This window comes from Burkholderia sp. Tr-20390 (genome assembly GCF_017104595.1).
Classification (GTDB): domain Bacteria; phylum Pseudomonadota; class Gammaproteobacteria; order Burkholderiales; family Burkholderiaceae; genus Burkholderia.
Window position 1 is genome coordinate 43960 of sequence record NZ_JAAGPC010000033.1, and the last position, 18255, is coordinate 62214.

Sequence of the window (18255 nt, forward strand, 5' to 3'; positions counted from 1 at the left end):
TTCACTTTGCCGTCACCTCCCGATAGAACGCATCGATCGCCTCGACCATCTGCGACAGCCCCGGCTGTTCGAGCGGATAGTGGCCCGCATTGTCCAGCATGACGACCTTCACCGGCACTTTCCGCACGCGCTGCAGGAACGGTTCGCTCAGGTGCAACGGCGTCCAGCGGTCCGCGGCCGGTTGCGTGAGCAGGATCGGGCACACGGCGAAATCCTCCGGCTCGACCGCCGGCCGGTACGACATGTAGGAATCGAGAAACGCGATCGTCATCGCGTTGCCGGCGGAGGTGCGATCAGACAGCCATACTTTCAGCGCATCCCGATCGTTGACGAGCGCGGACATCTTGCTGGCGAGCGTCATCGGCACCCGCATCGATTTCAGCGGCGTCATCGCGGTGAGATGCATCAACGGGCCGCCGACGCGGCTCATTAACACGTTGCGCGCGGTTTCGTCGCGCACCTGCTGAAGGCGCTGGTCGAGGAAGGTCATCCCGACGATGCCCTTGACCTTGCCGTTCAGCGCAGCCACGTGATACGTGAGCATGCCGCCGGCGCTGAGTCCGTAGAGCACGATCGGCCGGCCGTCCTTCGCGCGCTCCGCGTCGATCAGGTCGCTGCCCGCGCGCACCCAGTCGTCATAGCGGACCCGTTTGCCCGTGGCGACTTCGGTCATCCCGTACTCGGGCATGTCGACCGCGATCGCTTCGTAGCCGCGGCGCGCGAGCTGCTCGCCGAGGATCATCGACATCTGCCGGCCGTTGGTGCCCACGCCATGGAACAGGATCACCTTCACCCGCGCCTGGCGGTTGCGGTACGTGTCGAGATGCATGCGATGGCCGTGCCAGGACCACCATTCCTCCGTCGGTTGCCGGCCGTCCTTCCACTGGAAGTCGGTCGGAAGGAATGTCTGCATGTCGCGCCAGACGGGCTGGTCGGCGTAGGTCTTGGGCATGGTGGCGGACTCCGGTGGATGGGGCGAAACGGCGGCGTGGGCCAGTGCCGGTACGAGCGGTGCGCTCGACAGGCCGGCGGCCAGCAGCAGCGCGCGGGCAGCACGAAAGAGCGACGGACGCTTCATGGTGATCGACGCCGTGCGGGTTGCGATGGCGTTCATCATCGGCGCGCGGGCTCGCGCGATCCATGCTGGGGCGGGCCAACCGCTTTAGAATCTAGGCCAACCCACGTCGCGAGGCGTCTGATGAATGTCTGGAACTTTGCCCGCAGCCCGGCTTCCGTCCTGCTGATGATCGATTTCGGCCGCGACCGCAAGATCGCGCCGCAGGCGTTGCTCAAGGGGTCGCAGCTCACGCTGAAGCAGCTTGCCGACCCGGACTTCACGGTGCTGGCCGCGCAGGAGCTGGCCGTTGCGTCGAACCTGCTCGACCTGACCGCCGGGGAGGCCGGCGTCGGCCTCGAGGTCGGCCTGTCGTACCAGCTTTCGGCATACGGGCTGCTCGGCTACGGGCTGCTGAGCAGCGCGACCGGCATGGACGCGGTCGCGCTCGCGGGCCGCTACCTGGCGCTGACCTATACCTTCGTCGGGATGACGTTCCGCCGGGCCGGGCCGCGCGACGTGATTCAGTTCGACGCGTCGCCGGAGCTCGCCGCGAACGTGCAGCGCTTCTTCGTCGAACGCGCGATGGGCGCGACGTGCCGCGTGCTGCGCGACGTGATCGGCAGCGCGTTCGAACTCGCGACGTTCGATCTTGCGTATGGTGCCGGCCCCGGCGCTGGCGCGCAGCAGCCGGTGCTCGGCGCGACGATCCGGCACGGCCAGCCCGCCAGCACGCTCACGTTCGAGCATGCGCATCTCGAGCGACCGTTGCCGCAGGCGAATGCCGCGACCGCGGCGATGTGCGAGCGCATGTGTGCCGAGCTGATCACGCGCAGGCGGACGCGCGTCGACCTCGTATCGTTCCTGAACGAGTACCTGGCCACGCGCCCGTTCGACCGGCCGCCGCAGCTGAAGGACATCGCGACGTTGCTCAACACCAGCGAGCGCACGTTGAAGCGCCGGCTCCAGGAAGAGGGCGCATGCTTCCGGGACATTTCGAGCGCGGTGCGCAAGACCCGCGCGCAGGCGCTGATCGCGGAAGGGCGGCTGTCGATCAAGGAAATCGCGCAGGAACTGGGATTCAGCGACATGTCGTCGTTCTCGCAGGCGTACAAGCGCTGGACGGGTGTCGCGCCGAGCGTGTCGCGACAGGCGGCGGGTTTGTAGCGCACCCTGTAACTTTTGGAGATGTTGGAGGGTTGTCGGCGCCGAGTCGGCCGACGATCATGGGGGAAGCCGTAAGCCGGGCCGTTCCCGGCTCGCCAACGCAGGCTCTACTCGGAAGGATCGGACATGAAATTGCTGCTCGTCGGCGCGACCGGACTCGTCGGGCGTCACGTCCTCGAAGTCGCGCTCGCCGATGCGCGGGTCGATCAGGTGATCGTCGTCGCGCGCCGCCCGTTGTCGCCGCACCCGAAGATGCGCGCGCTCGAGGTCGATTTCGATCATCTGCCCGACACGGCCGACTGGTGGCACGCCGACGCCGTGATCTGCTCGCTCGGCACCACGATGCGGGCTGCGGGCTCCCAGGCGGCATTCCGGCGCGTCGACCACGACTATCCGCTCGCGATCGCGCGGCTCGCACACCGCCACGGCACACCGGCTTACGTGCTGAATTCCGCACTCGGCGCGGATCCGGCGTCGCGCATCTTCTACAACCGCGTGAAGGGCGAGGTCGAGCAGGCGCTCGCCGGCGTCGGGTTCGCGTCGCTCACTTACGTGCGGCCCGGCCTGATCGGCGGCAGCCGCGACGAATTCAGGCTCGGCGAGCGGCTGCTGGTGTCCGTGTTGAACGTGGCCCGGCCTGTTTTGCCGGCGAAGTGGCGCGTGAATCCCGCGTCGCGGATTGCCCGTGCGATGCTCGACGCGGCAATCGACGCGCGGCCGGGCGTGCAGGTCATTGCGTCGGACCGACTCGTCTGACGCAAAGCGGGCGGCGCGCGCCGGTCACTGATCCGCGAAGCCGTCGAGCCCGCCGAACTGTTCGGCAAGCGCCGCCGTGAACGCCGCCAGCGCTTCGCTGCCATCGCAGTTCCTTGGCGTCGCGAGCTGGAATGCGACCGTATGGCTCAGCTTGCTCGCGAGCAGCCGGCGCATCTTGCCCGCGGCGACCCACGGCGCCGCGACGTGGTCGGGCAGGAATCCCACATGCGCGCCGGACAGGATGAAGATCACGTCGGCGTCGACGTTTTCGGAGAACGCGGTCGGTTGCGCGTTGCGTGGCGCCGCACCCGACGTAGTCGTCTTGTAGAGCCGCGCGACATTGCTCGCGTTCGCAATGTCGTTGACCGACACGGTCTTTTTCGCGAACAGCGGATGCCGCGCGCCGCAGTGCAGCGACTGGTGTTCGACGAACAGCGGTGCGTAGTGCAGGCCGGCCTGGTGGCCGGAAAAGTAGCCGATCGCGAGCTGCAGTTCGCCCTTCAGCAACCTGCGCTCCAGTTCATCGGGCGGCACCGCGATCATCTCGATCAGCACATCGGGCGCCCGTTCGCGGAAGCGGCCGACGCTCGTCGCGATCGATTCGACGATGTCCGGTGCGAGCCGCTCGGACAGCCCGATGCGCAGTTCGCCGAGCAACGTGCCCGACACGTGCTGCGTATCGCGCGTGAACACGTCCATCGCGTGCAGGAGCCGCCGCGTCGACTGCAGCACGCGTTCGCCCTTCGGCGTCAGCCGGAAGCCGCTCTTGCCGCGATCGCACAGCCGGAACCCGAGGCGCGTCTCGAGCTTGGCCATCTGCGTGCTGATCGTCGAAGGCGCCATGCCGAGCGTGCCCTGCGCGGCGCTGAAGCCGCCGCTTTCGACGATCGTCAGAAAGAGCCGCAGCAGCTGCAAATCCATGTCTCTCAATCGGGTCAGCATGGCGATACGTCGCGTTTCGTGAAGTCGGCTTATGTTAGTTCATATTTTTCGTCGGATGCCGTGACGGCAGAATCGGGCACGAGGTCGCGAGCCGCGCGGCCGTTTCCCGACAGACAGGAATCCGATGATGAGCCAGAACGATTTCGCGTTCACGCGCGACAGCCTCTACGGCACGCAGGCCGAACCGACCTTCGCGGGCGCGACGAGCTTCATGCGCCGGCGTTTCAGCCGCGATCTCGACGGCGTCGACCTCGCGATCACCGGCGTGCCGTTCGATTCCGCCGCGTCGCATCGGCCCGGCACGCGCTTCGGCCCGCGCGGGTTGCGGATCGCGTCGACGGGCATCGCGTGGGAGCGCCCGTGGCCGTGGTCGTTCGATCCGTTCGACGTGCTGGCCGCGGTCGACTACGGCGATTGCGCATTCGATCTCGGGCAGCCCGAATCGGTGCCGGGCGCGATCGAGCGGCATGCGGACGCGATCCTCGCGCGCGGCTGCGCGATGCTGACGCTCGGCGGCGATCACTTCATCACGTATCCGCTGCTGAAGGCGCATGCGAAGGTGCACGGGCCGCTGTCGCTCGTGCACTTCGATGCGCATACCGACACGTGGCCCGACCGCGACGCGAAGCGCATCGATCACGGCACGATGTTCTATCACGCGGCGCGGGAAGGGTGGGTCGTGCCCGAACGGTCGGCGCAGATCGGGATCCGGACGACCAACGACGAGCCGATGGGCTTCGACATCCAGGATGCGCGCCGGGTGCATGCGTCGACGCCCGCCGCGGTCGCCGCGCGCATTCGCGAGCGGGTCGGCGACCATCCCGTGTACCTGACGTTCGACATCGACTGCCTCGATCCGGCGTTCGCGCCGGGCACGGGGACGCCGGTCTCGGGCGGGTTGTCGAGCCATCAGGCGTTCGAGATCCTGCGGCATCTGGACGGCATCAACCTGGTCGGCATGGATGTGGTCGAAGTGTCGCCGCCGTACGATCATGCGGAAATCACGTCGCTGGCCGGCGCGACGATCGCGCTGGAACTGATCTGCCTGTACGCATCGCGCCGGCGGCGAGCCATGGGAAAATAGATTCGTAAAACTGTTTCGTCATACCAAACAATAGCGCGACCTCGGCCCTGCGCTGACCTACGATGGAAACATTGCATCCATCGTCCGCCGAGCCGTGTGCACTCACTACCGCGCCCCCGACGAAGACCCGGGCATCAGCGAACTGAAGATCGGCATCGGCGATCTGTATCGCCGCGACCCGTGGGCCCCCGACGTGTATCCCGACTACGCGGCGCCGATCGCGCGCGCCGCCGGCGACGGCCTCGAAGTCGTCGCGGCCGTGTTCGGCTTCTGGCCGAAATTCATGCAGCCCGAGCGGCTCGACGAGAACGGCCGTAAAAAGAAGAAGCTCGACACGGTGAACGCACGCGCGGAAACGGTCGGCTCGTCGCGGCTCTACGGCAACGCGTGGCGCAACGGCCAGCGCTGCCTGATTCCGGTGCGCTGGATCTTCGAACCCTGCTACGAAACCGGTCGCAACGTGTGGCAGCGGATCGGCGTCGACGGCTGGCAACCGTACTGTGTCGCCGGCATCTGGCGGCGCTACGAAGGTGACGACGGCCGCGAGCGCGTGGGCATGGCGATGCTCACGGTCAACGCGGATACGCACCCGCTGTTCGCGCGGATGCATCGGCCCGGCGAAGAGAAGCGGGGCGTCGTGATGCTGCGCCGCGACGACTACGACGAATGGCTGCACGTGCGCGACATCGAGGCCGCCCGGCGCATGCTGAACCTCCTGCCCGCCGCCGACATGACGGCCGAGCCCGATCAGGCATCGCCCGCACGCGCCTGAGCTTTCATTATTCCGACATCCGACTTTCGACTGGACACGCCGAACGGAGCCCGTTTATTCGGACATTTTCGAAAATCGGCGGATTCCGGGTAATCACCGATACCTCGCAAGTTGTATATACAAGATCATCCGCTGGCAATGTCGGCACACGTCGTGCCGCTTGCGCGCCAGTGCGCAGACCGTGCGTGCGTGGCGCATGCCGGCGATCCACGGCGCCCCGCACCCGCCGAGCCGAAAGGGCGGCTCGCAGCTTCCTGTCTCGTTCCAACCATTTGTGATCCTGAGTATTTTGGAGATTTCCCCGTGTCAACGAATCCCAGTGGAAAAGCCGGCGGCCTGATCGAAGTCCGTTCGATCGACTTCATTCCCGATGCCGAGCGCCACGGCGGCTTGCTGAGCCAGTTCACGCTGTGGCTGTCGGCGAACATGCAGATCACGGCCATCGTCACGGGCGCGCTCGCGGTCGTGCTCGGCGGCGACGTGTTCTGGTCGCTGGTCGCGCTGCTGCTCGGCCAGTTCATCGGCGGCGCGGTGATGGCGCTGCATGGCGCGCAGGGGCCGCAACTCGGGCTGCCGCAGATGATCTCGAGCCGCGTGCAGTTCGGCGTCTACGGCGCGATGATCCCGATCGTGCTCGTGTGCCTGATGTACATCGGCTTTTCCGCGAGCGGCTCGGTGCTGGCCGGGCAGGCCGTCGCGCAGCTGCTGCACATCGACGACGCGGCCGGCATCCTGCTGTTCGCGGCCGTGATCGTCGTGCTGACCGTGTTCGGCTATCGCGCGATCCACGCCGTCGGCCGGATCGCCAGCGTGGTCGGCATCGCCGCGTTCGTCTACATGTTCACGCAGCTGTTCGCGAACCACGACATCGGCGCGCTGCTCGCGAACAAGCATTTCTCGCTCGCGAGCTTCCTGCTGTCGATGTCGCTGTCCGCGTCGTGGCAGATCGCGTTCGGCCCGTACGTCGCCGACTATTCGCGCTACCTGCCGCGCTCGACCTCGTCGGTCGCGACGTTCGTCGCGGTCGGCCTCGGCTCGGTGATCGGCGCGCAGGCGGCGATGGTGTTCGGCGTGTTTGCGGCCGCGTTGGCCGGCGGCCAGTTCGCGCACCATGAGGTCGCGTATATCGTCGGTCTCGGCTCGACGGGCGCCGTGGCCGCGCTGCTGTACTTCAGCATCGCGTTCGGCAAGGTGACGGTGACGGCGCTCAACGCGTACGGCAGCTTCATGTCGATGGCGACGATCGTCAGCGGCTTTCGCGGCAAGCACGCCGTGTCGTCGCGCAGCCGCCTCGTGTACATCTTCGGGATGATCTGCGTATCCACGCTCATCGCGCTCGCGGGCCGCCATTCGTTCCTGAAGGAATTCACTGCGTTCATCCTGTTCCTGCTCGCGTTCTTCACGCCGTGGAGCGCGATCAACCTGGTCGATTACTACTGCTTCACGCGCTCGCGCTACGACGTGCCGGCGCTGTCCGATCCGGACGGCCGCTACGGACGCTGGAACGTGATGGCGATCACGATCTACGTGGTCGGCATCCTCGTGCAGTTGCCGTTCATGTCGACGCACATCTACACGGGGCCGCTCGTCGACGCGCTCGGCGGCACCGACATCTCGTGGATCCTCGGGCTGGTCGTGCCGGCCGTGCTGTACTACATCGGCGCACGCGCATCGCGCCGCAGCATTCCCGAGCGCCTGATCCTGCCGCTCGAACGCGGCGAAGTTCACCACTGACGACACGTCACGCGCCTCGGGCCGGCCGGCTGCCGGCCTGAGTGCCGCGTCGAGCCGGGCGCCGCCTGCGCCCGGTTCTTCCCCACGTTTTCTTTCCCGCGATGCCGGTGCGGCGCGACTGCCGCGCCCGGTGTCGTTTCATTCTCTGACCATTGAATAGTATGACTAAACAAACGATAGCCCGCGGAAGCGATTCCCGGGCGCGGGTGGTGCACGCCGGGCTTCGCATGACGGTCGCGGTGGCGTGCGTCGCCGGACCGGGCGCCGCGTTCGCGCAGGACGGCGTCACGCTGTACGGCGTGATCGACGAATTCGCGCAGTACGTGAATACGGGCAACGGCTACACGGCGGCGATCAATTCGGGCGGCCAGTGGGGCAGCCGGTTCGGGCTGAAGGGCGGCGAGGATCTCGGCGGCGGGCAGAAGATCGAGTTCGCGCTGGAGAATGGCTTCAATCCGAACGACGGTTCGCTCGCGAGTGCGGGCAGCCTGTTCAACCGGCAGGCATGGGTCGGCATCGCGGGGCAGTGGGGCAAGGTGCGCGCGGGCCGCCAGAATTCGCCGCTGTTCAACGACCAGGGCGGACAGGATGCGTTCGGCGGCGTCACGCAGGCGTCCGGCATGGACAACCTGACCGTGTTCGCGTTCCGCACCAGCAATACGCTGTCGTACCAGAGCCCGGAGATTGCCGGCTTCCAGGGTGGGCTGTACTTCGGGTTCGGCGATGCGGGCGGCGTGCGCTCGGCAGGCTCGAGCCAGCAGTTCGACCTGACCTACGAACACGGGCCGTTCGGCGCGTTCGTCGCGGGCCAGTGGCTGAAGAACGCGACGGCGACCACCACCGATCGCACGATCATGGCCGGCGCGTCGTACGAGATCGGCAAGGCAACCGTGTACGGCGGCTTCTCCGCCGTGAAGTGGGCCGATCTCGGCATCGATTCGCGCGTGTATGGGCTGTCGGTCAAATACCGGTTCAATCCGGCGAACTACGTGGCGCTCGGCTACGCATATCTGCACGACCAGTCGTCGCAGGGCAACCATGCGGACCAGGTCGGGCTGATGTACGAGTACGACCTGTCGAAGCGCACGAGCTTCTACGGTGCGCTGTCGTACCTGCGCAACCGCAAGCAGGCCGGCTATACGCTCGCCGGTGCGGCGAACCCCGGCCTGCCGCTCGCGTATCCGGGGGCGAATGCACGGGGTGTGCAGCTGGGGATCGTTCACCGGTTCTGAAGCATGCGTCGCGCCGCGCTCACGCCGGGTCATCGGACGGCGTGAGCGCGGCGCGCGCATGTCGCCACGGTGACGTTCAGAATCGATGCCGGATACCCATGCCGACCAAGGCCTGCGTGTTGCCTGACGCAGGTGAAAGCGTATTGATCTGCGCTTGCGAAAACGGCGTGTCGTCGCCGTGCACGCGCTGGTAGACGGCGTCCAGATACACCTGCGTGCGCTTGGACAGCGCGTACTCGGCGAGCAGGCCGAACTGGTTCCAGTGCGGATGCTTGCCGTCCACGCTGGCTGTCGTATAGGTGTACGCGCCTCTCACGTCGACCGCGGCCGTTGCGTGGAACGTCGCATTCAGTTCGTAGTTGTTGAAGCTCAGCCCGCTCGCACCGGTGAAGGCCGGGTTCTGCCACTCGCCCGTCGGCATCGCCAGGATCGTGCGCGTTACGGTCGAGCCGATCTCGAACCGGTCGAATGCGTAGTGCGCGCCCAGCCCGAAGATGCGCTGGCGCGCGGCGGTGAAATTCGCATCGAGCACGTCCACGGCGCCCAGCGAGCCGGGTGCATCGTCGCCGGGATGGTCGAGCTGCTCGTAGACGGCGGCAAGCTTCAGGCGGCCGGTTTCGTAGGCGAGGCCGGCGGCCCACAGCCGGTTGTCGGCGAAACCGGCGCCGTGGCCCGAGGTGGCGCCCGCCTTGTTGCTGAACGCGTACATGCCGCCGAACGTGACGCCCGCCAGTTCGATGCTCTGGTACTTGACGGCGTTGTTGACCATGTAGGTCGCCCACAGATTGTCGTTGTCGTACGGATGCGCATGGAGCGCGCCGCCCCAGCTGCCGGTGGCGGCGAATTCGCCGAGGTAGTCGCCCACGCTGTCGAGCATGCGTCCGAGCTTGATCGTGCCCGCGCTCGCGCTGCTCAGGCCGATCCATGCATAGTCGCCGAAGATGCGGCCGCTGGGCCAGGCCGTGCCGTTGGCGATCGAGAAGGCGGAGCCGAGCTTGAAGACGACCTTGTTGCCGCCGCCGAGATCTTCCGCGCCGCGCAAGCCCCAGACGCTGGTTTCGGTCGGCGACGAAAGGAGCTGCACCGCATGCTTGCCGCCCTGGTTGGTCGAATAGAACAGGCCGCTGTCGATCACGCCGTAGAGCGTGACGCTGCTCTGTGCGTAGGCACTCAGCGTACCAAGCGCGAGTGCGCACGGCAGGACGATTTGCTTTTTCATATGAATCGGAATCCTGATTGTATTGCGTGGGGAGTGGAATGCGATCGAAGCCGCTTCCATCACGTCATGCGCGGTCGATCTGCGCGTGCCGCGACGCGCGCGGCATGCGGTGGCGGGCTAGCGCGTAGTAGAGCGCGCCGGGCAGGGCCATGCCGACGATCCACGACACGTCGATGCCGCCGAGCAGGTGAAACAGCGGGCCCGTATAGAGTTCGGTCGACATGAACGGAATCTGCGCCAGCACGCCGACCACGTAGCACGCGATGCCGGTCGCGTTCCACTTGCCGTAGCGGCCGTTGACGTCCGACAGCGCCGCTACGTCGATCGGCTCGTGCGACACCCAGTAGTAGTCGACGAGATTGATCGCGCTCCACGGCGTGAAGAACGCGAGCAGGAACAGGATGAAGTGGGTGAAGGTGCGCAGGAACGCGTGATCGGCGACGAGCGCGAGGATCGTGTAGGTCGCGACGACGGCGAGGGTCAGCACGATCCGCGCGCCCAGTCCGATCGACTTCTTGCCGCGCAGCGCGGCGGAGATCGTGGCGACCGACATGAAGCCGCCGTACACGCATAGCGTCGACGCGATCAGCTTGCCGAACATGATCGTCAGGTACAGCGTCGTTGCAACCAGCGCGATACCACCCGAACCGATGCCGACCATGTAGGCGACTTCGTGCCCGGCGAACTGTTTGCCGGCCAGCGCCGCGGCGAACACGCCGAACGTCATCGCGAGCTGGGAGCCGAGCACCGAGCCGGCGCCGATCGTGAGGAAGGTGCGCAGCGGCGACGTCGCGCGCGGCAGGTAGCGCGAGTAATCGGCGACGTACGGGCCGTACGTGATCTGCCACGAAGCCGACAGCGATACCGCGAACAGGAAGGTCGGCCACGTGAAATGCCGGTTGGCGAGCAGCAGCGCCGCGTTGTGGCCGCGCGTCAGGCTGAACAGCAGGTAGACGAACATCAGCCCGCCGACCACGCTGTAGACGCGCCCGACCGCATGAATGGCGCGATAACCGAACAGCGCGAGCAAGGTCACGACCACCCCGAGCATCACGATGGCCTGGGCGGGGCTCACGTGCATCAGCTGGCCGAGCGCCTGGCTCATCAGCACCGTGCCGCTCGTCAGGAAGCCGATGTACATCACGCAGACGAGCGCGAGCGGAATGATCGCGCCGTAGATGCCGAACTGCACGCGGCTGAGGATCATCTGCGGCAGTCCGGTTTGCGGCCCTTGCGCGCCATGCAGCGCCATGATCGTGCCGCCCGCGATCTGGCCGACGAACAGCCCGACGATCGACCAGAAGACGTCGCCGCCGAGCACGACGGTCAGCGCGCCGGTGACCGCGCAGACGACGGTCAGGTTGGCGCTGACCCACAGCGTGAACTGGCTCAACAGGCCGCCGTGGCGCTCGCTGTCGGGAACGGGTTCGATCGAGCGGTGCTCGATCAGGGTGTCCTTGTCGGACGCGGTGGTGCTCATGACGCTGTCTCCGTGGACGGATGATCCGTCGTGTCGTTATGTGCGGCGTGGAACGCCGGATGGGGCGATGCGGGGTTCGGGCGGCGCTCGTCAGCGCGCCGCGGCTGCCGCCGGCGCACTGCGTTCGTCGCGGCCGGCGTGGATCGGTTCGGCGCCGGCGCCCAGCCGCGCGCGCAGGATCGATGCGAACATCGCGACGCCGATCGGCGCGACGTCGTCGTTGAAGTCGTATTCGGGGTGATGGCACATGTGGCCGCCCTGGCCGAGCAGAAAGTGGCAGCCGGGGCGCGCGTCGAGGAAGTTCGCCACGTCGTCGCCGGCCATCAGCGGCGTGACGTCGCCGATCACGTTTTCCGCGCCGACGACCTCGCGCGCGGCGTCCATCACGCACCGCACCGCGTCGGCGTGATTGACGATCGCCGGCGTGCCGTCGAGCAGTTCGAGTTCGATGCGCGTGCGATGGGCGAGCGCGACGCCGTCGCAGATCGCCCGCATCCGCTCGAGCGCGAAGGCACGCGTGTCGTTCGACAGCGCACGCACGGTGCCGCCGAGCACGGCTTCGTGCGGAATCACGTTGAACGCATCGCCGGCGTGAAAGCGCGCGATCGAGATCACGACGCTTTCCAGCGGATCCACCGACCGGCTCGCGATGGTTTGCAGCATCGCCACCAGGTGCGCGCCGATCGCGACCGGGTCGACGCCGAGGTGCGGCATGCCGGCGTGGGTGCCGATGCCGTGAATGCGGATCTGGAACCGGTCGGACGAGGCCTGTTGCGCGCCGGCGCGCACGCCGATCCTCGACGGCGGCAGCATCGGGTCGTTGTGGAGGCTGTAGATTTCGTCGAACGGAAATCGCTCGAGCAAGCCGTCGTCGAGCATCGCGCGGCTGCCGCAGACGATTTCCTCGGCCGGCTGGAAGATCAGCACGACGCGGCCGCGGAAGTGGCGATGCTCGGCGAGATGGCGTGCGGTGCCGAGCAGGATCGCGACGTGGCCGTCGTGACCGCAGCCGTGAAAGATGCCGTCGAACACCGACCGGTAGACCGGGCGGCCCAGCTCCCGCATCGGCAGCGCATCCATGTCGGCGCGCAACGCGACGGTGCGGCCGGCGCCGAGCGTGCCGTCGACGATGCCGACCACGCCGGTCTGTCCGACACCGGTATGAACGTCGATGCCGAATTCGCGCAGCCGCGTCGCGATGAAGTCGGCCGTGCCGCGCTCCTGGAAGGCGATTTCCGGTTTGCTGTGAATGAGTCGGCGCCAGTCGCGCATGTCGGCTGCCAGTGCCTGGATCGGTGGGGAAATGGGCATGATCGGGTGTCGCCTCTGCAAAATGGGTAGCGAAGCACGCTGCTGCTTCGGGGGCGGGAAACGGGGTTCCGTTGAAACCGATGCTATGTGGAGAAATTCGCGTCGGCCAATGCGAATAACCAGACGGGCGATGCAGACCTTGCATGGGCCCGGCGGGCCGCTGCCTGCGGTCAATGCGGATGTCTCGCCCGCGGGGATGGTGGTATATACAAGCCGACTGCCCCGGCTTCGGTGAAGCGGTGCATCGGCCTTCGATGCACGTCCGTCGCCGGGCTCACCCTCCGCCGCAGTCCGTTCGACGGCAGGTCGAACCGTTGCCGTCATCCGTCCGAGGACCGTCGTGAACATCCGGAAACTTCGCCATGCGCTGGGCCTCGCCCAGCACCTGACGTTCAGCCGCGCGAGCGTCGACGTCAATCTCAGCCAGCCCGCGCTGTCCCGCAGCATCCAGTCGATCGAAGCCGAACTCGGCGTCGCGCTGTTCGACCGCCATCCGAACGGCGTGTCGCTGACGCCTTACGGCAAGGTGTTCGCCGAACGCGCGCGGCGCATCGTGATGGAAGCGACGGAATTGCAGCGCGACCTGGCGCTGATGCAGCATGGCGAATTCGGCGAGCTGGCGATCGGGCTCGGCGCGACGCCGGCGATCCTGTTGACGGGGCCGCTGATGGACCATTTCCTGCGCGAGGCGCCGCAGGTGCGCGTGAGCTTCAAGCGCGGCCGTCGCGATACGCTGCTGCGACGGCTGCTCGAGGAGCACGTCGACCTGTTCATCGGCGACATCGCGCAACTCGAGGACCACGCCGACCTGCAACTGACCCGGTTGCCGCGCTGGCCCAGCGGCTTCTTCTGTGCGCCCGACCATCCGCTCGCACGCCGGGGCGCGGTGACGCGCGACGCGCTGCTGCAGCATCGGCTCGGCTCGATCGAGCTGTCGCCGTGGGCGCTGTCCGATCTGTGCGAGTACTTCGAGTGCGCGTTCGATGCGTCGATCTCGTTCCGCAGCGACGACTTTCGCGACGTGGAGGCCGCGGCATCGGTGGGCGGGATGGTCGTGTTCGGCAATGCGGCGGCGTTTCGAGATGCGCTGCGGCGCGGGACGCTGGTCGAGCTGCCGCTCGATCCGCCGTTTCGCCGCGAAGCGCGGCTGGGGCTCGTGACGCTGGCCGCGCGGACGCTGTCACCGGCCGCGATGCGCGCGAAGGCGCTGGCCGAATCGGTCTTCGCGGACTACGCGGCGATGGCGCTCGGGGCGGCGCAGCGATGAACGGCCGGCCGACGGGCAACCGGCGGCGCCGTGCCGGCTACTTCCCCAACCGCTCCGCCAGCGAATAGCGCTGCATGCAGCGCTCCATCGCGTCGAGAAACGCGTGCTCGGCCGCGTTCATCTTGCGATCGCGATGCCACAGCAGGAACACGTCGACATCGACGAGCCCGTCGTCGGGCGGCAGCCGCCACAGTCGCTGCTGGGCGATGTCGTCGCGCACGATGTGTTCGGGCAGGCAGCCGATTCCGTAGCCGGCGAAGATCAGCCGCCGCACTTCCTCGAGGCTCGGCGACGACGCGACGATGCGCCCCGTGAAGCCCTTCTGGTCGCGAAACACGGTGAGCGGCGACAGGCTGTCGCCGATCTGGTCGCTCGTGAACGACACGAAATTCTCGGCGAGCAGATCGTCCATCCGCAGTTGCGTCTGCCCGAACAGCCGGTGATGGCGGCCGCAGTAGATCGCATAGCGCTGGCGCAGGAAGCAGCGCATCTCCAGCTTGTCGTGCGGCGTGCGGCACAGGCCGAGCCCGGCCGTGGCCGTTTTCTGCAGCAGCGAAGACAGAATGTCCGACGAGCGCATCACTTCGATCTGCAGATCGATGCGCGGGTACGCGCGATGGAAGTCCGCGAGGAATTCGTCGTAGACGGGCGACTCGATGCGGCTCACCGTCAGCAGCCGGATCGATCCGGTCAGGTCGGCGGTGCTGTCGTCGATTTCGGTTTCGAGGCGCGAGATGCCGCCGTAGATGTCGCTCGCGATCCGGTAGACGGCTTCGCCGGCAGGCGTCGGCGCGAAGTGCGTGCCGCGCCGCTCGATCAGCTTGCGTTCGAGCGTGTCCTCGAGCCGCCGCAACGCCTGGCTCACTGCGGGCTGCGTGACGTGCAGGCGCGCGGCCGCGCGGCTCACGCTGCGCTCCTGGATGATCACCAGATAGGTGCGCAACAGGTTCCAGTCGAGGCGGTCGTTCAGGAACGGGGCGAGGTCGGGGCGCATCGGGTCTCCGGGCGAGCCGTCAAGGTGAGTATTAGCTGAATTTATACGGCAAATAATAACTTGAAATTTGACTAATGATTTGCGGTCGCCGATAAAGGAGGGGTGCCGCAGCGTGCGGCGCAAGGCCGCGACAGACGGCCGTCACACGAATTGTGCGTCGCCCGCAGCGGCGTGCATCAGGAGCCCGCATGACCCAGTCCCTTTCTTCCGCCCGCCAGCCGGCGCGCGCCGCGACGGCCGCATTCATCGGCACGATGATCGAGTGGTACGACTTCTACATCTACGCGACCGCCGCCGCGCTCGTGTTCGGCGAACTCTATTTCCCGTCGCATGACCGCTTCGTCAGCACGATGGCGTCGTTCGCGACGTTCGCGGTCGGCTTCTTCGCGCGGCCGCTCGGCGGCGTGATCTTCGGCCATCTCGGCGATCGAATCGGCCGCAAGAAGGCGTTGATGACGACGCTGATGATGATGGGCGTCGCGACCGTCTGCGTCGGGCTGCTGCCCGACTATTCGAAGGTCGGCATGCTCGCGCCGGTGCTGCTCGTCGCGCTGCGCGTGGTGCAGGGGATCGCGGTCGGCGGCGAATGGGGCGGTGCGGTGCTGATGGCGGGCGAGCATGCGCCGCAGGGGCGCCGCACGTTCTTCGCGTCGTTCGCGCAGCTCGGCAGCCCGGCGGGGCTGATCCTGTCGCTGATCGCGTTCCGCGCGGTCACGTCGATGGACAAGGCCGACTTCCTCGCGTGGGGCTGGCGTCTGCCGTTTCTCGCGAGTTCGGTGCTGCTCGTGGTCGGCATCCTGATCCGGCTCGGCGTGAACGAGTCGCCGGAATTCGCGCGTGTGAAGGAAGCCCACCGCACGGTGAAGCTGCCGGTCGCGGAAGTGTTCCGCTCCGCGTCGGGGCTCGTGGCGCTCTGCATCGGCGCGAACACGATCGGCATCGCGGGCGTCTACTTCACGAACACGTTCATGATCGCGTACACGACGCAGTACGTCGGCGTGTCGCGCTCGCTGATCCTCGACAGCCTGTTCGCGGTCGCGATCATCCAGTTCGTCGCGCAGCCGATCGCCGCGTGGATCGCCGAGCGCATCGGCGGCGCGCGCTTCCTGAAGCTCGCGGCGCTGCTCGCGATGCTGTCGCCGTATCCGATGTTCATGCTCGTGCAGGGCGGCACGTCCGCGTCGCTGATCGCGGGCATCGCGCTCGCAGTCGTCTGCATGGCCGGCTTCTATTCGGTGATCGCGGGCTTCGTCAGCGACGTGTTCCCCGCACACGTGCGCTATTCGGCGATCTCGCTCGCCTACCAGGTCTGCGGTGCGATCGCGGGCGGGCTGACGCCGCTGGTCGGCACGTGGCTCGCCCATCGCTTCGCGGGCCAGTGGTGGCCGCTCGCGGTGTTCTACACGTGTCTCGCCGGCATCTCGCTGCTGTGCATCGTCGCGCTCGACGCACGCCGCGCGGCACGGCCGGCCGCCGCCGAAGCGCTCGGCTCGCAGTGACCCTCAACGAACGAATTCATCCGGAGTGCACATGAAAGACCTGCTGGAAATCGACGGCGCCCGTTTGTGGCAAAGCCTGGCGGACATGGCGCGTATCGGCGCGACGCCGCGCGGCGGCGTGCGGCGCCTCGCGCTCACCGATGATGACCGTCGCGGGCGCGACCTGTTCGCGCAGTGGTGCCGCGACGCGGGAATGACGGTGAGCGTCGACGCCGTCGGCAACCTGTTCTCGCGGCGCGACGGCACCGATGCGCAGGCAGCGCCTGTGCTGATCGGCAGCCATCTCGACACGCAGCCCGAAGGCGGCCGCTTCGATGGCGTCTATGGCGTGCTCGCCGCGCTCGAACTCGTGCGCACGCTGAACGACGCCGGCATCGCGACCGACAAGCCGCTGGAGATCGTGTCCTGGACCAACGAGGAGGGCGCGCGTTTCGCGCCGGCGATGCTCGGCTCGGCCGTGTTCACGGGCGCGTTGCCGCTCGACGAAGCGCTCGCGAAGCAGGACGCCGACGGCGTCACGCTCGGCGCGGCGCTCGACGCATGCGGCTATCGCGGCGCGCGTGCGATGGGCGGCGCGGTTGATGCGTACTTCGAAGCGCATATCGAACAGGGCCCCGTGCTCGAGGCGAACGGCACGACGATCGGCATCGTCACGGGCGGGCAGGCGATCCGCTGGCTCGACGTGACGGTGACGGGCGTGGCCGCGCATGCGGGCACGACGCCGATGCCGTATCGCAAGGATGCGTATTTCGCGAGCGCGCAGATGGCGCTCGAACTCGAACGGATCGTCGCCGGTCATGCACCGCGCGGGCTCGCGACGATCGGCCAGGTCGGCATCCGCAATGCATCGCGCAACACCATTGCGGGCGACGTGACATTTACGGTCGACCTCCGCCATCACGACGATGCGCAAGTCGATGCGATGGAGCGCGACTTGCGCGAGGCGTGCACGCGTGTCGCCGCCGCGCGCGGCGTGCAGGTCGCGATTGAGACCTGCTGGCGCAGCCCGGCGACGCCGTTCGACCGCGACTGCGTCGAACAGGTCGCGCAGGCGGCCGCCGCGTTCGGCTATACGAACGAGCGGATCGTCAGCGGCGCCGGGCACGACGCGATCCTGCTCGCGCGTTGCGTGCCGACCGCGATGGTGTTCATCCCGTGCGTCGACGGCCTGTCGCACAACGAAGCCGAGGATGCGCTGCCGGATGACGTGACGCGCGGCACGAACGTGCTGCTTCATGCGGTGCTCGCGCGCGCCGGCGTCGCGGCGGGCGTTGCCGTGGCGGTCGCCACGCAGGATGCATGACGCAGCGAACCGACAATTCGAAAAACCGACGAGGGCGAACGATGAAAACCTATTTCCATCCCGAGCAGTTGCTGCACCATCCGCGCAGCTACCTGTCGCGCGGCCAGATGCGTGAGCCGCAGGAAGTCCCCGAGCGCGCGGCGCGGCTCGTCGCGGCCGTGCGGTCGCTCGACTTCGACGTGCGCGAGCCGGCCGACCGCGGCACCGCGCCGATCGCGGCCGTGCACGACATGAACTACCTGCGCTTCCTGGAAGAAGCGCATCGCGACTGGAAGCAGATGCCCGACGACTGGGGCGACGAAGTGATGTCGAACGTGTTCGTGCGCGACCCGAATCCGCTACGCGGCGTGCTCGCGAAAGCCGCGCGCTACCTCGCCGACGGCAGCTGCCCGGTCGGCGCGAACACGTGGCGCGCCGCATACTGGTCCGCGCAGGGCGCGC

The 18255-nt window shown here is 67.4% G+C and carries 15 protein-coding genes and 1 pseudogene; 10 read left to right on the forward strand and 6 right to left on the reverse strand.

What is annotated here, in order from left to right:
- Nucleotide 1: 1 nt before the first annotated feature.
- A complete protein-coding gene (locus G3N98_RS12250; RefSeq protein WP_089431378.1) occupies nt 2-952 on the reverse strand; it encodes an alpha/beta fold hydrolase in 951 nt (316 codons plus the stop codon).
- Nucleotides 953-1198: 246 nt separating this feature from the next.
- Here G3N98_RS12250 and G3N98_RS12255 point away from each other — a divergent pair, with 246 nt between their 5' ends.
- Both G3N98_RS12255 and G3N98_RS12260 read left to right on the forward strand, forming a co-directional pair.
- A complete protein-coding gene (locus G3N98_RS12255) occupies nt 1199-2221 on the forward strand; it encodes an AraC family transcriptional regulator (RefSeq protein ID WP_089472484.1) in 1023 nt (340 codons plus the stop codon).
- A gap of 126 nt (nt 2222-2347) precedes the next feature.
- The gene (locus G3N98_RS12260; protein ID WP_206148320.1) at nt 2348-2977 is read left to right on the forward strand and encodes an NAD(P)H-binding protein; all 630 of its coding nucleotides are present in this window, start codon (nt 2348-2350) and stop codon (nt 2975-2977) included.
- A 24-nt stretch (nt 2978-3001) separates the two neighbouring features.
- Here G3N98_RS12260 and G3N98_RS12265 read toward each other — a convergent pair whose 3' ends face one another.
- Nucleotides 3002-3919 (reverse strand): LysR family transcriptional regulator, encoded by a 918-nt coding sequence (locus G3N98_RS12265; protein WP_175239731.1) that lies wholly within the window; start codon nt 3917-3919, stop codon nt 3002-3004.
- 127 nt (nt 3920-4046) lie between these two features.
- On the opposite strand from G3N98_RS12265, the gene speB reads away from it, so the two are divergent.
- The 4 genes from speB (at nt 4047) to G3N98_RS12285 (ending at nt 8741) form a co-directional block, all read left to right on the forward strand.
- On the forward strand, nt 4047-5003 hold the full coding sequence (gene speB, locus G3N98_RS12270) for an agmatinase (protein WP_206148321.1): 957 nt from the start codon (nt 4047-4049) through the stop codon (nt 5001-5003).
- Nucleotides 5004-5097: 94 nt separating this feature from the next.
- A complete protein-coding gene (locus G3N98_RS12275) occupies nt 5098-5775 on the forward strand; it encodes an SOS response-associated peptidase family protein (protein WP_089472488.1) in 678 nt (225 codons plus the stop codon).
- A gap of 303 nt (nt 5776-6078) precedes the next feature.
- Nucleotides 6079-7509 carry a cytosine permease gene (locus tag G3N98_RS12280; RefSeq protein WP_089424963.1) on the forward strand — a complete coding sequence of 477 codons (1431 nt, stop codon included), beginning with the start codon at nt 6079-6081 and terminating at the stop codon, nt 7507-7509.
- 161 nt (nt 7510-7670) lie between these two features.
- Nucleotides 7671-8741, forward strand: a complete 1071-nt coding sequence (locus G3N98_RS12285; RefSeq protein ID WP_206148322.1) for a porin — start codon at nt 7671-7673, stop codon at nt 8739-8741.
- Between the two features lie 76 nt (nt 8742-8817).
- Here the strand turns inward: G3N98_RS12285 and G3N98_RS12290 are convergent, their stop codons facing one another.
- From G3N98_RS12290 to G3N98_RS12300, 3 genes are all read right to left on the reverse strand, one after another.
- Nucleotides 8818-9960 carry a porin gene (locus G3N98_RS12290; RefSeq protein WP_206148323.1) on the reverse strand — a complete coding sequence of 381 codons (1143 nt, stop codon included), beginning with the start codon at nt 9958-9960 and terminating at the stop codon, nt 8818-8820.
- 64 nt (nt 9961-10024) lie between these two features.
- Nucleotides 10025-11440: a cytosine permease gene (locus G3N98_RS12295; protein ID WP_089472491.1), complete on the reverse strand. Its 1416-nt coding sequence runs from the start codon at nt 11438-11440 to the stop codon at nt 10025-10027.
- Nucleotides 11441-11530: 90 nt separating this feature from the next.
- A complete protein-coding gene (locus tag G3N98_RS12300; RefSeq protein ID WP_206148324.1) occupies nt 11531-12751 on the reverse strand; it encodes an amidohydrolase in 1221 nt (406 codons plus the stop codon).
- Between the two features lie 340 nt (nt 12752-13091).
- On the opposite strand from G3N98_RS12300, the gene G3N98_RS12305 reads away from it, so the two are divergent.
- Nucleotides 13092-14018, forward strand: a complete 927-nt coding sequence (locus G3N98_RS12305; RefSeq protein ID WP_206148325.1) for a LysR family transcriptional regulator — start codon at nt 13092-13094, stop codon at nt 14016-14018.
- A gap of 37 nt (nt 14019-14055) precedes the next feature.
- Here the strand turns inward: G3N98_RS12305 and G3N98_RS12310 are convergent, their stop codons facing one another.
- Nucleotides 14056-15012, reverse strand: a complete 957-nt coding sequence (locus G3N98_RS12310; RefSeq protein WP_047850454.1) for a LysR family transcriptional regulator — start codon at nt 15010-15012, stop codon at nt 14056-14058.
- A gap of 188 nt (nt 15013-15200) precedes the next feature.
- Here G3N98_RS12310 and G3N98_RS12315 point away from each other — a divergent pair, with 188 nt between their 5' ends.
- The 3 genes and pseudogenes from G3N98_RS12315 to G3N98_RS12325 form a co-directional block, all read left to right on the forward strand.
- The gene (locus tag G3N98_RS12315; protein WP_089424965.1) at nt 15201-16511 is read left to right on the forward strand and encodes an MFS transporter; all 1311 of its coding nucleotides are present in this window, start codon (nt 15201-15203) and stop codon (nt 16509-16511) included.
- Between the two features lie 31 nt (nt 16512-16542).
- On the forward strand, nt 16543-17814 hold the full coding sequence (locus G3N98_RS12320; RefSeq protein ID WP_206148326.1) for a Zn-dependent hydrolase: 1272 nt from the start codon (nt 16543-16545) through the stop codon (nt 17812-17814).
- 41 nt (nt 17815-17855) lie between these two features.
- Nucleotides 17856-18255 (forward strand): annotated as a pseudogene (locus G3N98_RS12325) (histone deacetylase family protein); the annotation flags it as partial.

What these genes read in the sequence shown, in the direction of transcription:
- G3N98_RS12265 (WP_175239731.1), bottom strand. Translation starts at nt 3,919, where the DNA reads ATGCTGACCCGATTGAGAGACATGGATTTGCAGCTGCTGCGGCTCTTT.
- G3N98_RS12320 (WP_206148326.1), top strand. Translation starts at nt 16,543, where the DNA reads ATGAAAGACCTGCTGGAAATCGACGGCGCCCGTTTGTGGCAAAGCCTG.
- G3N98_RS12260 (WP_206148320.1), top strand. Translation starts at nt 2,348, where the DNA reads ATGAAATTGCTGCTCGTCGGCGCGACCGGACTCGTCGGGCGTCACGTC.
- G3N98_RS12290 (WP_206148323.1), bottom strand. Translation starts at nt 9,960, where the DNA reads ATGAAAAAGCAAATCGTCCTGCCGTGCGCACTCGCGCTTGGTACGCTG.
- G3N98_RS12310 (WP_047850454.1), bottom strand. Translation starts at nt 15,012, where the DNA reads ATGCGCCCCGACCTCGCCCCGTTCCTGAACGACCGCCTCGACTGGAAC.
- G3N98_RS12250 (WP_089431378.1), bottom strand. Translation starts at nt 952, where the DNA reads ATGCCCAAGACCTACGCCGACCAGCCCGTCTGGCGCGACATGCAGACA.
- G3N98_RS12300 (WP_206148324.1), bottom strand. Translation starts at nt 12,751, where the DNA reads ATGCCCATTTCCCCACCGATCCAGGCACTGGCAGCCGACATGCGCGAC.
- G3N98_RS12295 (WP_089472491.1), bottom strand. Translation starts at nt 11,440, where the DNA reads ATGAGCACCACCGCGTCCGACAAGGACACCCTGATCGAGCACCGCTCG.
- speB (WP_206148321.1), top strand. Translation starts at nt 4,047, where the DNA reads ATGAGCCAGAACGATTTCGCGTTCACGCGCGACAGCCTCTACGGCACG.
- G3N98_RS12315 (WP_089424965.1), top strand. Translation starts at nt 15,201, where the DNA reads ATGACCCAGTCCCTTTCTTCCGCCCGCCAGCCGGCGCGCGCCGCGACG.
- G3N98_RS12255 (WP_089472484.1), top strand. Translation starts at nt 1,199, where the DNA reads ATGAATGTCTGGAACTTTGCCCGCAGCCCGGCTTCCGTCCTGCTGATG.
- G3N98_RS12285 (WP_206148322.1), top strand. Translation starts at nt 7,671, where the DNA reads ATGACTAAACAAACGATAGCCCGCGGAAGCGATTCCCGGGCGCGGGTG.